At 40.3% G+C, this 13,471-nt stretch carries 17 protein-coding genes; 15 read left to right on the plus strand and 2 right to left on the minus strand.

All coding sequences use genetic code 11. The annotated features are described in order from the left end of the window. Positions 1 to 52: 52 nt before the first annotated feature. The 3 genes from cotE (at position 53) to mutL (ending at position 5,205) form a co-directional block, all read left to right on the plus strand. Positions 53 to 598 carry an outer spore coat protein CotE gene (cotE, locus tag NSS75_RS09410; protein ID WP_024121461.1) on the plus strand — a complete coding sequence of 182 codons (546 nt, stop codon included), beginning with the start codon at positions 53 to 55 and terminating at the stop codon, positions 596 to 598. 131 nt (positions 599 to 729) lie between these two features. Then, complete coding sequence (mutS, locus tag NSS75_RS09415) at positions 730 to 3,306, plus strand: DNA mismatch repair protein MutS (RefSeq protein ID WP_339237114.1); 2,577 nt, start codon at positions 730 to 732, stop codon at positions 3,304 to 3,306. Between the two features lie 15 nt (positions 3,307 to 3,321). Then, positions 3,322 to 5,205 carry a DNA mismatch repair endonuclease MutL gene (mutL, locus tag NSS75_RS09420; RefSeq protein WP_339237117.1) on the plus strand — a complete coding sequence of 628 codons (1,884 nt, stop codon included), beginning with the start codon at positions 3,322 to 3,324 and terminating at the stop codon, positions 5,203 to 5,205. A gap of 54 nt (positions 5,206 to 5,259) precedes the next feature. On the opposite strand, the gene NSS75_RS09425 is transcribed toward mutL, so the two are convergent. Further along, positions 5,260 to 6,375, minus strand: a complete 1,116-nt coding sequence (locus tag NSS75_RS09425) for a site-specific integrase (RefSeq protein ID WP_338444364.1) — start codon at positions 6,373 to 6,375, stop codon at positions 5,260 to 5,262. A 307-nt stretch (positions 6,376 to 6,682) separates the two neighbouring features. Here NSS75_RS09425 and NSS75_RS09430 point away from each other — a divergent pair, with 307 nt between their 5' ends. Beyond that, a complete protein-coding gene (locus NSS75_RS09430; protein WP_339237120.1) occupies positions 6,683 to 7,864 on the plus strand; it encodes an AimR family lysis-lysogeny pheromone receptor in 1,182 nt (393 codons plus the stop codon). After that, on the plus strand, positions 7,803 to 8,015 hold the full coding sequence (locus NSS75_RS09435) for a hypothetical protein (protein ID WP_268316050.1): 213 nt from the start codon (positions 7,803 to 7,805) through the stop codon (positions 8,013 to 8,015). The genes NSS75_RS09430 and NSS75_RS09435 overlap by 62 nt, the downstream gene beginning before the upstream one ends. 222 nt (positions 8,016 to 8,237) lie before the next feature. On the opposite strand, the gene NSS75_RS09440 is transcribed toward NSS75_RS09435, so the two are convergent. Beyond that, positions 8,238 to 8,627: a helix-turn-helix transcriptional regulator gene (locus tag NSS75_RS09440; RefSeq protein WP_045384214.1), complete on the minus strand. Its 390-nt coding sequence runs from the start codon at positions 8,625 to 8,627 to the stop codon at positions 8,238 to 8,240. A 442-nt stretch (positions 8,628 to 9,069) separates the two neighbouring features. On the opposite strand from NSS75_RS09440, the gene NSS75_RS09445 reads away from it, so the two are divergent. The 10 genes from NSS75_RS09445 (at position 9,070) to NSS75_RS09490 (ending at position 13,467) form a co-directional block, all read left to right on the plus strand. After that, the gene (locus NSS75_RS09445; protein ID WP_232567044.1) at positions 9,070 to 9,399 is read left to right on the plus strand and encodes a hypothetical protein; all 330 of its coding nucleotides are present in this window, start codon (positions 9,070 to 9,072) and stop codon (positions 9,397 to 9,399) included. A 212-nt stretch (positions 9,400 to 9,611) separates the two neighbouring features. After that, positions 9,612 to 10,484, plus strand: a complete 873-nt coding sequence (locus tag NSS75_RS09450; protein WP_339237123.1) for a phage replisome organizer N-terminal domain-containing protein — start codon at positions 9,612 to 9,614, stop codon at positions 10,482 to 10,484. Beyond that, positions 10,468 to 11,298 (plus strand): ATP-binding protein, encoded by an 831-nt coding sequence (locus NSS75_RS09455; protein WP_338444503.1) that lies wholly within the window; start codon positions 10,468 to 10,470, stop codon positions 11,296 to 11,298. Before NSS75_RS09450 ends, NSS75_RS09455 begins: the two co-directional genes overlap by 17 nt. Positions 11,299 to 11,311: 13 nt before the next feature. Continuing rightward, the gene (locus NSS75_RS09460) at positions 11,312 to 11,461 is read left to right on the plus strand and encodes a hypothetical protein (RefSeq protein WP_338444367.1); all 150 of its coding nucleotides are present in this window, start codon (positions 11,312 to 11,314) and stop codon (positions 11,459 to 11,461) included. Positions 11,462 to 11,613: 152 nt separating this feature from the next. Continuing rightward, complete coding sequence (locus NSS75_RS09465; protein ID WP_339237127.1) at positions 11,614 to 12,162, plus strand: hypothetical protein; 549 nt, start codon at positions 11,614 to 11,616, stop codon at positions 12,160 to 12,162. Between the two features lie 107 nt (positions 12,163 to 12,269). Further along, positions 12,270 to 12,410, plus strand: a complete 141-nt coding sequence (locus NSS75_RS09470) for a BH0509 family protein (RefSeq protein WP_003237439.1) — start codon at positions 12,270 to 12,272, stop codon at positions 12,408 to 12,410. A 12-nt stretch (positions 12,411 to 12,422) separates the two neighbouring features. Further along, on the plus strand, positions 12,423 to 12,578 hold the full coding sequence (locus tag NSS75_RS09475; protein WP_251247820.1) for a hypothetical protein: 156 nt from the start codon (positions 12,423 to 12,425) through the stop codon (positions 12,576 to 12,578). Between the two features lie 77 nt (positions 12,579 to 12,655). Further along, positions 12,656 to 12,853, plus strand: a complete 198-nt coding sequence (locus NSS75_RS09480) for an XtrA/YqaO family protein (protein ID WP_003220282.1) — start codon at positions 12,656 to 12,658, stop codon at positions 12,851 to 12,853. 42 nt (positions 12,854 to 12,895) lie between these two features. Then, the gene (locus tag NSS75_RS09485; protein ID WP_338444370.1) at positions 12,896 to 13,222 is read left to right on the plus strand and encodes a VWA domain-containing protein; all 327 of its coding nucleotides are present in this window, start codon (positions 12,896 to 12,898) and stop codon (positions 13,220 to 13,222) included. Next, positions 13,219 to 13,467, plus strand: a complete 249-nt coding sequence (locus NSS75_RS09490; RefSeq protein WP_338444371.1) for a hypothetical protein — start codon at positions 13,219 to 13,221, stop codon at positions 13,465 to 13,467. Before NSS75_RS09485 ends, NSS75_RS09490 begins: the two co-directional genes overlap by 4 nt. Positions 13,468 to 13,471 lie beyond the last annotated feature (4 nt).

Here is a 13,471-nt window from a genome sequence, read left to right on the forward strand (position 1 = left end):
GACAAATGCCCAGCATAAGATAACACGAAGAAGAACAAGGAGGCATGCCGGAATGTCTGAATACAGGGAAATTATCACGAAGGCGGTAGTAGCGAAAGGCAGAAAATTTACACAGTGCACCAATACCATCTCCCCTGAGAAAAAACCGAGCAGCATTTTGGGCGGTTGGATTATCAATCACAAGTATGACGCAGAAAAAATCGGAAAAACCGTAGAAATTGAAGGGTATTATGATATAAACGTATGGTACTCTTACGCAGACAATACAAAAACAGAGGTTGTCACAGAACGAGTGAAGTACGTCGATGTGATTAAACTCCGATACAGAGATAACAATTACTTAGACGATGAGCATGAAGTGATTGCAAAAGTGCTTCAGCAGCCAAACTGCCTTGAAGTCACCATATCTCCAAATGGCAATAAAATTGTTGTGCAAGCGGAGAGGGAATTTTTGGCGGAAGTGGTAGGGGAAACAAAGGTTGTTGTAGAAGTGAATTCTGATTGGGAAGAGGATGACGAAGAGGATTGGGAAGACGAACTTGATGAAGAGCTGGAGGACATCAATCCTGAATTTTTAGTTGGAGATCCTGAAGAATAAAAAAGAGACTAGGGGAGTTGGTACCCCAAGTCTCTTTTTTATATAGACATATCATTCTTTTAACACTTTCTGTTTATGTTATAATGAAGGCTGGCAAATAGAAACGTTGATACATAGTGAGGGATTAAACAATGGCTACTTATACGCCTATGATACAGCAATATTTAAAAATAAAGGCAGAGCATCAGGATGCCTTTTTATTTTTTCGTCTCGGTGATTTTTACGAAATGTTTTTTGAGGACGCTAAAAAAGCGTCACAAGAGCTGGAAATTACGTTAACAAGCAGAGACGGAGGCGCCGCTGAAAAAATACCGATGTGCGGTGTTCCGTATCATTCTGCTTCGGCTTATATCGAGCAGCTTATTAAAAAAGGATACAAGGTGGCCATATGCGAACAAACGGAGGATCCAAAGGCTGCAAAGGGCGTCGTCAAACGTGAAGTCGTTCAGCTGATTACCCCTGGAACTGTAATGGACGGAAAAGGCATCCATGAATCAGAAAACAACTTTATTGCATCAGTTTCGGCCTGCTCAAACGGATACGGGCTGGCGCTGTCCGATTTAACAACGGGTGAAAATTTGGCTGTTTTAATTGAACGGCTGGAAGACGTCATATCAGAAATTTATTCAGTCGGCGCGCGGGAAATTGTCGTAGCGGGAAACCTTGATGAAAAGACGGTTGCTCAGCTGAAGGAGCGGTGCGGCGCTACCATTTCGATTGAAGATGGGGAAACGGATGAGCACGTTCAGATTATTGAGCATTTGCAGAATTCGGACGTAACGAAAACATTTCTCCGTTTATATACGTATCTGAAAAGGACTCAGAAACGGAGCTTAGATCACCTTCAGCCTGTACAAGTGTATGAGCTTGAAGAAGCCATGAAAATCGACTTATACTCGAAGCGGAATTTAGAGCTGACTGAAACGATCCGTTCAAAAAATAAAAAAGGCTCCCTGTTATGGCTGCTTGATGAAACAAAAACTGCGATGGGAGGGCGGCTGCTGAAACAGTGGATTGACCGTCCGCTTATCAGAGTGAATCAAATTGAAGAGCGTCAAGAAATGGTGGAAACATTAATGTCCCATTTCTTTGAACGGGAAGATCTGCGTGAGCGTTTAAAGGAAGTCTATGATTTAGAACGCCTCGCAGGCCGTGTCGCATTCGGAAATGTCAATGCACGGGATCTCATTCAGCTGAAAGAATCATTAAAGCAAGTGCCCGGCATTAAACAGCTTGTTGCTTCACTGGCTCATAAGAAAGCGAAGGAACGTGCGGAGCGGATTGACCCGTGCGGTGATGTTCTAGAATTACTGGAAGGAGCCCTGTACGAAAACCCTCCGATATCAGTAAAAGAAGGGAACCTGATCAAAGACGGGTACAATCAAAAACTCGATGAATACCGCGATGCTAGCAGAAACGGGAAAGACTGGATTGCCCGCCTTGAACAGCAGGAACGTGAATATACAGGCATTCGGTCATTAAAAGTCGGCTTCAATAAAGTATTTGGCTATTATATTGAAGTGACAAAGGCGAATTTGCACCTTCTTGAAGAAGGGCGCTATGAGCGGAAACAGACGCTAACAAATGCAGAACGCTACATTACACCTGAATTAAAAGAAAAAGAAGCGCTCATTTTGGAAGCGGAAAATAACATCTGCGAGCTGGAATACGAGCTGTTCACCGAGCTGCGTGAGAAAGTGAAATTGTATATTCCGCGTTTGCAGCAGCTCGCCAAACAGATGAGTGAGCTCGATGCGCTGCAATGCTTTGCGACAATCAGTGAAAATCGTCATTACACGAAACCTGAGTTTTCTAAAGATGAAGTTGAGGTCATAGAGGGCAGACACCCGGTTGTTGAAAAAGTAATGGACAGCCAGGAATACGTGCCTAACAACTGTGTGATGGGCGATAACAGACAGATGCTGCTCATTACCGGTCCGAACATGTCGGGGAAAAGCACATACATGAGACAAATCGCGCTCATCTCCATTATGGCACAAATTGGCTGCTTTGTGCCCGCGAAAAAAGCTATGCTTCCGATTTTCGATCAAATTTTCACCCGAATCGGCGCAGCGGATGATTTGATTTCCGGACAAAGTACATTTATGGTGGAAATGCTTGAAGCCAAAAATGCGATTGTAAATGCAACCAAAAACAGCCTCATTTTGTTTGATGAAATCGGGCGGGGAACGTCCACATATGACGGCATGGCCCTTGCGCAAGCGATTATTGAATATGTTCATGACCATATTGGCGCCAAGACGCTGTTTAGTACGCACTATCATGAGCTGACGGTTCTTGAAGAAAAGCTTCCGCAGCTGAAAAATGTCCATGTTCGTGCTGAGGAATATAATGGAACGGTTGTCTTTCTTCATCAAATTAAAGAAGGGGCAGCTGACAAAAGCTACGGTATCCATGTCGCCCAGCTGGCTGAGTTGCCGGAAGATCTGATTTCGCGCGCTCAAGACATTCTAAAAGAACTTGAGCATTCAGGGAACAAACCGGAAGTGCCAGTGCAGAAACCTGAGGTAAAAGAAGAGCCGGCACAGCTGTCCTTCTTTGACGAATCGGATAAACCGGCTGCATCACCAAAGCTTTCTAAAAAAGAAAAGCAAGTACTTGATATCTTTAAATCTCTGAATATACTTGATATGACACCGTTGGAAGCGATGAATGAAATGTACAAGCTGCAAAAGAAATTACATTAAAACGGGGTGATGAATGTGGCAAAAGTCATCCAGCTGTCAGATGAACTTTCAAATAAAATTGCGGCGGGCGAGGTTGTGGAACGGCCCGCCTCAGTCGTGAAGGAATTGGTGGAAAATGCCATCGACGCTGACAGCACAGTCATTGAAATCGACATTGAGGAAGCGGGTCTTGCATCCATTCGTGTTCTGGATAATGGAGAAGGAATGGAAAATGAAGATTGCAAGCGTGCCTTCCGCCGCCACGCAACAAGTAAAATAAAAGATGAGAATGATTTATTCAGAGTGAGAACACTTGGCTTTAGGGGAGAGGCACTGCCGAGTATTGCGTCTGTCTCCCATCTGGAGATTACGACAAGCACGGGAGAAGGAGCGGGAACGAAGCTCATGCTTCAAGGCGGAAACATCATTTCTGAATCGCGTTCCTCAAGCAGGAAGGGAACCGAAATTGTCGTTTCCAATCTGTTTTTTAATACACCGGCCCGCTTGAAATATATGAAAACCGTTCATACAGAGCTTGGGAATATTACGGATGTGGTCAACCGGATTGCGCTGGCACATCCGGAGGTATCGATCCGCCTTCGCCATCATGGAAAAAATCTTCTCCAAACGAATGGAAATGGAGATGTGCGCCATGTCCTTGCCGCGATTTACGGTACGGCTGTCGCTAAAAAAATGCTGCCGCTTCATGTCAGCTCACTGGATTTTGAAGTGAAGGGATATATCGCTCTGCCAGAGATTACACGGGCATCAAGAAATTACATGTCGTCTGTCATCAATGGCCGTTATATTAAAAATTTCCCGCTCGTCAAGGCGGTGCACGAAGGATATCACACACTTTTGCCAATCGGACGCCATCCGATCACATTTATAGAAATCACCATGGACCCGATTTTAGTCGATGTCAACGTGCACCCTTCGAAGCTTGAGGTACGGCTCAGCAAGGAAACAGAGCTGCACGACTTAATTCGTGACGGCATAAAAGATGTATTTAAACAGCAGCAGCTGATACCGAGCGCACAGCTTCCGAAAAAGTCAGCACCTGTGATCAAAAATGAGCAGCAGTTCATGACCTTTGATGAAAAACCTGCTGAAAGAAAAGTGCCGGAAAAAGCGCCTATGCCTTCGTATTCACCAATGAAGCTCAGTTCAGTTGTCAAAGAACCAGTTGAGATAGAAGACGAATTGCCTTCAGAGCAGCTTGAAACTCATTCTGTGGCTGAAACAAAACAAGATATTGCAGAGCCTGTTGTTTCAGAGGAATTGCCTGAAGCATTCGAACAGGAGCCCGCTCAGGAACTTCAGCAGACATCATCTGAACGTGTGCCGATCATGTACCCGATCGGCCAGATGCATGGGACCTATATATTGGCGCAAAACGAAAACGGCTTATATATTATCGACCAGCATGCCGCCCAAGAGCGTATTAAATACGAATATTTTCGTGAAAAGGTCGGGGAGGTTGAGCCTGAGGTGCAGGACATGATTGTGCCGCTGACGTTCCATTATTCCACGAACGAGGCACTCATTATCGAACAGCATCAACAAGAGCTCGAAAGCGTAGGTGTCTTTTTAGAGTCTTTCGGCTCGAACAGTTACATCGTCCGCTGCCACCCGGCTTGGTTTCCAAAAGGAGAAGAAGCCGAGCTGATAGAAGAAATCATTCAGCAGGTGCTCGATTCGAAAAACATTGATATCAAAAAACTGCGCGAAGAAGCGGCGATTATGATGAGCTGCAAAGGTTCAATCAAAGCAAACCGCCACCTCAGAAACGATGAGATCAAAGCGCTCCTGGACGATCTCCGGAGCACATCAGACCCATTTACATGCCCGCACGGCCGTCCGATTATGATTCATCATTCCACGTATGAGATGGAAAAGATGTTCAAACGCGTGATGTAGCGGGTTTCGGCGAAGGGGAATATACCCTTTGCCCATATTTTGCCCATACATTTTTCAAGCATTGAGATATTCTTCGAATTGATCAATGCTTTTTTTATTGTGTTTTTTGGTGATATGAATATAAACATCAGCAGTCATATTGACTGTAGTATGGCCTAGTCGTTCACTTACATATTTAAGATCTGCACCACTTTCTAACAACATGATTGCATGCGTATGTCTTAGACCATGCGGAGTAATATGGTGTAAATCGGTTTTTTCTAGAACTGCGTCTATTACTTTATTAATTGCGTAAGGCCCAAAATCTTTCCCCTTTGGAGTTGTAATAAAGAAAGGGGAGTCATTATATTTTTCGCCGTACATTTCCTTGTTTTTTTCTTGCCAGTCTTTATATTTTGTTAATTCGTTAACTAAAGTGTTATCAATAGCAATTGTTCTGACACTTGCCTTAGTTTTAGGTGGCTTAATACCATATTCATTTTTTGATTTTGTGACAGTAATTGTTTTCTTTTCTAAATTTACATCGGACCAATATAAAGCAATGAGTTCTCCTTTTCTTAGTCCTGTTCTCAGAAGAGTAAGTGCAATAATATAGTGGTGGTATTTCAGTGTCCTGGCTGCATTCATAAATACAGTTACTTGACTCTTATCAAGGTAGTTATTTTTTAATTTTCGAAAGTCAGAGTCCGATTTTATAGAGACATTCTGAAATTTATTATGGCTCACTAGCTCGTGTTCAACTGCTTTATTAATGGCAGAACAAAAAATTGAATGAATGGTTTGCACAGTTGTCCGTGCATACTTTCCGCAGAGCTCATTTATAAATTTTTGATATTCAACTCTATTAAGTTCTTGCAATTTGAAATTTCCCAGCCGAGGTATTATGTGCGTTTGTAAATAAAGTTCCCTATTTATGCGTGTTCGTTTTTCGCATTGTAGTCCATATACCTCCATCCATTCTTGTAGCCAGTCTTTAACAAGTTTTTCTCTGTTTTGGATCAGACTATGTTTACCAAAGTACAAATTTTTCTCTATTTCTGCGGCAGCGATTTGAGCTTCCCTTTTTGTTCGAAAACCTTTCTTCGTTTTTTCTTTTCGTTTTTTTGTAATCGGGTCATCATAAGTTATTCTGTATTCCCAGTTATCTCCACGCTTTCTATAACTAGCCACGGCCCATTCCCTCCAAATTTATCTAACATATAAACTCTAATACTATTATGTAATGTAACATAATGTTTTTGTAGGAAAAAATCAACAAAGTATCATGTGAAGGCAATAAATAAAACACTTAAGAATCCCCATGGTTAGAACCAAATTCATACAAAATATATCTATTTAGTAAGAATTATGATATAATAAAGAAGATTGGTAATATTATATTTATTTGGATTTTTTGTTCTTTCTTTGATCCTTTCGTCATTAATCGACAATCTTTTTTTGTTCAGTATGTTAAATTAATTTTGAAATGGTGATTATTATGAGTGAAAGTATAGTGGATGTTAGAAATCATTTAAAGCGCATAATAGAGTCTTCAGATGAAAAACAGAAAGAGATTGCCGATAAAATTGGAATTAGTCCTGCTCACTTAAGCAAGTTTTTGAATGGGCAAGAAATTTCACTTTGGATGGTGTTGGAGATAGTACGTTATCTTGATAAGGATAACGAGGTCGAAATCATGCGGCAATGCTGCCTTGAGGCGACTAAAAAAAATAAAAAAACTGCATTTGAATATGCTCATTCTAAAAATTTAGACTCAGTCACTTGTATGTTGCTAAATAAAACCTTGGACGGAAATAACAGAGAGTTAAAGGAATGGGCAATCGTATATCAATGGCAACTATGGTCAAAATACAATCGTGTTTATAGCGAGGTTGATTACCTCGAAATGTTGAAAAAGCTGCAACCCAATTCTCATGACTTAAAAACACTTTTGCAAATTCTAGAGATGCTTTGTTTTTATTACAGTGAGAAGTATGATTTATCTCTACACTACATAAAAAAAATTCACAATATGCTCCCAGAAATTAAAGATCCATTTATTAAAAAAGCATTTTTAAGCCGTACAGACGAAGCTCTAGCAAATATGTACTTGAAGTTTGAAAACAATATAGATAAATCCAGAGGATCTGCTGATAAACTCATCGAAAGAAATTTTAGCGTGAATTCAGTGACTAATGGTTATTTTATATTGGGATTATCATATTTGTTTGAATCATACGAGAAAACATCAAGCTTTTTTAAAAAAGGGATTCAATTAAACAACACGAAAGAAAGATATTTTGTAGCAAATGACCTAAGAGAACAGTTAGCAATTACAAACCTTTTCTGGAATAAACCGGTACCGAAAGAATATATAGTGACTGACTTTATTAAAGCGGTTGTCAATAAAGCTAACCTAAAATATTTTTATGATGACAAATACTATTCAGCTCTAGCTTTTTATTTTGACGGAAGAAGGGAAGGGAGTCAGGAAAAGCTGCTGTTATCGTTACATGTTTTTTGTGAAAAGAAGGATTACTTTAGAGCAAATCTACCAAAAATGGAGTTGCTAAAACTAGGAGTTGATTATAATATATTAAAAAGGGAGGTGAAAATTGGTGAAAAAGACAATTATAGGAGTTTTGATTACTTTAGCAATAGCACTAGCATTTGTTTTTAGTGCAAAAAACGAGGATGCTCCGGGTTCGAAAAGCAATATAGTTGTTCCATCAAATGGAACTAAACAACTGGCTGACCCTCCAGTGGGAATGAGTTATAAGTTATCCAAAGAAGCACCAAAGCCTAAAAAAGAAAAAGCTATATTTTATTAAAAAGACGCTGCCAAATACATAGGCAACGTCTTTCGTGTTTTTAAAGAGGATTTCCTATTTTGACAAAACGAGAAAATAGGAAATCCTTAGGTGCTCATTTATTTTTAGTGTGTATTCAATTATAATGAGAACAAATGTTCGTTAAAGGGGCTACTAACAATGAAAAAAGAAATTTCACTGGATGAATATTTGGAAAAATTAAAGCAGTTATTAGAGAAAGAGTCAGTCGGAGCGAGAGCCGCCCTTTGATTCTCTATATGCTTTCAATACTTCTAACATCACTTTTATTTCATCATCCGAAACTTCTTTACCACCAAGTGTTAAATTGTATTTTTCTCTCAGGTTTTCAATAGATAAGTCGCGTTCAAAAGTGAGTTCTAATTCTTCGTCAGTGAAATTGTCGAGGTTTTTTTCATCGGTGAAAAAATAAGACTGATCAACATCGAAAAATTCAGCAAGCGAATTAATCATTTTCAATGATGGATTGGTAACACCACGTTCAATTTTTGATAGGTAACTGTGTGTCACGCCTAATTTATCAGCTAAGTCTCTTAAAGTTAACTTTTTGCTTTTCCTTAACTTTTTTAATTTTACACCCGTATTATTTGACAAATTTTCTCACCTTTTTCAAATCATATATTAAGATAACTGGATTTTTTTATTTAACTATATATTCAATGTGTACTTATTATAACATGTGATGGTGACATATAGTCTCATAAAACAAATTTAAAGGGTTGCCAAAAAAATGAGAGAGTGTTATATTTGTTTTGGGTCTTATTTGTAACATTTTTTTAGAAAGGATGTGATTTTTAGTGTTCATGAGAGAGCTAGGACCGAAAATACAAACCAAAAGAAAAGCTAATAATCTTACTCAAACATGTTTAGCTGAAGAGTTAAAGCTTTCTCGCTCTTATATTAGTAAGATTGAAACCGGAAAAATATATCCGAGTCTAAAAACTTTGGATAGAATTTCTCAAGTGTTAAATGTTCCTGTGGAATATTTTTTTTAGACAATTTGTGTACTATTATGACACAAAACAGGGAGGTAAGTATGAAAATAGAACTCGAACAATCTGATATCGAAAGAATTACAAATGATGTTATCGCAAATGTGAGTGCTGCTTTGATTCCTAAAATTCAAGAAATGATTTCGGTCTTATCTTCACAAGATCAACTTCTGACTAAAAAAGAAGTGTATGAGGGGATCTTGAAATGCACAGCCAGAACAGCAGAAGAATTATATTTCAGTCAGCCTGATTTTCCAGTTTTTGAGCTACCGGGGCGGCCCGGCTCAGGAAAAACACAAAAGAGGTTTTCGCGGCGTGCAGTAGAGGCGTGGATTGCTCAAAAAAATTGCACCAGAGCGGAAAGGATTGGATGAAATGTTCTTAGTAAGTCATGTTTGGCAAAATAACAGGTTCCACTTGGTGATCAGTGAATCTGAGTCAACTCATCAAAAAGCTTTGAATAAACTTCTTTCGCAAGGCGGCAAGGTTATTCGAAGTGAAAGAGCTGACAATCTGTTGGGTACAGTCATTGTAAATGGAAAGAGATCGCCATGGCCCTTAACTAAGTCAGAAAGGATTGAACAAAATGTCTGAGGTTAAGTGGATCAAGTTGAGCACTCAGATGTTTGAAGACGAAAAAATTAAGTTGATAGAGCAGATGCCTGAATCAGATACGATTTTAATTATTTGGGTCAAACTACTTGCTCAAGCTGGGAAAACCAATGCTTCTGGATACATTTATCTAAATCAAAACATTCCATACACCGACGAAATGTTGGCAACTATTTTTAATAGACCTTTGCCAATTGTAAGAATGGCGTTAAATACATTTCAACAATTTGGAATGATTGAAGTTGACGAAAATAAATTCATATCTATTGCCAACTGGGAAAAACACCAAAACGTTGAAGGCATGGACAGAGTAAGAAAATTAAACGCTGAAAGAAACAGAAAATACCGGGAACGGAAGAAGCAACTACAGCTATCTTCGCCAGAAAAAAAGTATGACGTTAGCGTGACGTCACATGACGGTACAGATATAGATAAAGAATTAGATAAAGAAAAAGAATTAAAAGATATATTGTCGGGTAAACCCAACGACGCATCTTCTTCTAAAAAAGCAAAAGAGGAGATTCCTTACAAACTGATCATTGATCTGCTGAACAAAGTTGCGGGTACACGATACCGCCATACTACTGACAAAACAAGAAAACTTATAAAGAAACTTTGGAAAGACGGTTTTCGCTTTGAAGATTTCAAACACGTCATCCTAGTGAAAACAGAGGAATGGTTTAATGACCCTGCTATGAATAAGTTTCTCCGGCCTGAGACATTGTTTGGAACTAAGTTTGAATCTTACCTTAATCAAAAAGGAGGCTTATCACATGGAGGAAATCACAAGGGATCGGGCAGCCGCAGTCAAGGGAGAAATATCTCGGAGGATGACATTCCATACTGATGAAGCCGGAAATCCTGTCTACTGCAATAAACACACTAGGATTATCGGCGGCGAAGAAAAGCCTTATCCAGTTCAACTGATGAAGCTGCGTGACGGCTCTGTAAAATGCCCAATGTGCGAAAGGGAACAACGCAATAAGGAGATCGAAGAAGAAGCCGAGGCATGGCGCCGGCAGATAGGGAGAAAGGTTCTTTCTACACATTCACTTATAGCTGACCCAACACTGGTAAAGGCAACATTCGAAACCTTTCACTGTTACAACAATGAGGATACACAGAATAAACGCCGGATGCTTGAGCTGGTTGATCAGATCAAAGCGGGCGTAGTCATGAATATTTTTTTAACTGGCGAATCCAATGCTGGAAAGAGCCATCTTGCAATATCAGCTCTTAAAGAACTTAATAAAAAGAGTTCAGAAGAGTATGCAAAATCAGCCCTCTTTGTTAATAGTGATGCACTTATGCGGCGCATAAAAAAATCTTTTGAAGATAGTTCCGAAAAGCTTACGGAGTCCAAGGCAATCGAACTGCTTACACGAGTCGATTACCTTGTTATCGACGACTTGGGGAGCGAAGTAGGAGATACAGACAACGAGAAGCGGCCGGCCCCTGATTTCATTCAAAGAGTTTGGTATGGGGTCTCTACTGGCAGACAAGGCAAGATGACCATAGTGACAACAAATCTTACCGGCGTTGCCTTAGCAAAGCTTTATGACAGAAAAACCGTCAACCGCCTTACAGCCCATCTTGAACGAGTGGATTTTGTAGAGAAACAAAAAGACAAAGGGCGTAAGACACCGGCATTGCCGATTTAAGGGGGTGAGATAAGTGGTACAAGCAGTGATGCCCGGCGTTTGGGAGTTCAAGCCAGAACGGAAACTTACTGACGCTGAACGCAAAAAAGAGATTAATAAACTTATTGCTCTCATTGATCAGAAAATTGCTGACTATCAAAACATGAGGAGGAATGCAGTTTGAAACACGGTAAACGTCCGACACGCGCGCAAAAGGACATTATCAAGCAAAACGGTTTAAATCCAAACAACTGGCTGGTTTCTAAAAACCTGCAGCATGAACAGAGATTGATCATTGTTCCATCGGTATACCGGGACGGAAAGGAAGTGTTTGGCATGAGCGTTGCGGTTCTCATTGATCGGTTAGAAATCGCTTTGACTGATCTTAATTTTGAATGGTCATTGGTGCAAATGCGTCAGGTTGTTGATTACTGGTACGACGGCAAATCCATTTATGATATGGCCGAGCTGCTGAATAGAAAGCCAGATGAAATCATTTTGCTGATAGTTGATTTTGCAAGAGGCCGCGTGCTTCCGTCACGTCCTTACGGGTTAAATGCAAATAAACGAATTTCAATCAAAAGAACGCATCTGAGAAGTAAAAAAGAGAATCTGCGGCGGTTCGTGCAGGATAGCCCGGTGTATATACCATTCATCGAAAAAAACTTTGTCTGGAATGATTCGGAGATCAAGCGGTTCCGTGAAATTTGGGAAGCCAATGATTCTATTATCTGTATTTCAGAGCAGCTTAATAGAGACATAGACGAAGTACTATTTCTCGTTATGGATCAAGCCAGCAGGGACTTTATTCAGCCACGAATGAATGGACTTCTCGGAAAGGATGCGACAGAGCATGATCTTATCAGGCAGCGGCTTCCCTTTTGAGAAAGCAACCATTCACCAACTTATGGTCATCGTGCGGTATGAAGAATGTCCGCCTGACTATAAAAATGCTGCGATGCAATTATTGATCAAGAAGGGAGCGGGGACCGTTGGAATGGACAGAACGTCAGCACTTGATTGAGTGGCTCACTATCTTGGGCGGATACGGCAAAGCATTTCTGGAACGCCAGTCAGACGATGAAATTGAGACACTTTACAACCTGCGCATCAAACAATTGAACGAAGAGTAAGGAGGCGAGGACATGACAGAAAATAAAAACTTACGTCAGCATGGGGAAGTCATTACATGGGTTATGACGGAAGAGGAGCGTTTGGAGTATATAAAAAAACATCCAATCATCCCAACAGAAGAACCACAGAAAAAGCTGCAAGTTTTCCCGATGAACGATTGGATGTGATGACAGTCATTAGTAGACGTCACCGTGCGGAAAATAGAAACTAGTCACTTTTATTATACCACACGGGGGCGTTTATAGTGAACTGTCCAAAACATATAGAAAATCTGGAACAGGTACTTAATCAAATTGAAAATGACAAAAATTACGTCATTGTGATTGACGGAAACAATAAATCATTCAAGTTAACGGAAATGCCGGAGCACGGGAAAACAATCGTGCAAACGTCAAAAGGCAATCTTTCAAGAATTGATTTTGAGATCGGCTATAAAATGTGACGCAGAGGGGCCGGTCCTCTCTGCGATATGGGAGGAACGGACATGGATAAATTGCAGGAAATTAAAGTGCGTATTTCAAAACTAAAAGGCTATGAAAATGCTAAGCCGACAGATCAATATTGGATGGCCAAAGAGCATATTGACTTTCTGATTGATCGGACTGAACTGTCTGTTAAGCAACAGGAAATCATTGAGGAAAACAAGCGTCAACAGGAAGTAACGGTTCATCAGTTCAAGCAGGCACAAAAGGATATTCAGCATATTAGCGGAGATAGGAAACGATACAAACAGGCATTAGAGAAGATCATTACCAATCTCAATTTTGCAATAACAGTTGCTCAAAATGAATTGGAGGGAGATGCAGAATGATACCTTTACAGGTTGAGCTTCAGCGGGCAGTCAAAGCCACAAAAGACGAAGCGATGACAGTTGAGCAGGCCGCGGAGTATTTAAAAGTGCATCGAGACTACATACCGGTGCTTGTGGCAAAGGCAGACGATCTGAAAATGATCGGTGATGAAACAATCATTGCAAAGCGTGATAAGACGAATGGCTGGCTCATTGGGGCGATGGTTTTGGTTTTATTCTTTGCAATTGCAGTCGGCTGGGAATAGGGGG

The organism is Bacillus sp. FSL K6-1012, assembly GCF_037964915.1.
GTDB classification, from domain to species: Bacteria; Bacillota; Bacilli; order Bacillales; family Bacillaceae; genus Bacillus; species Bacillus halotolerans.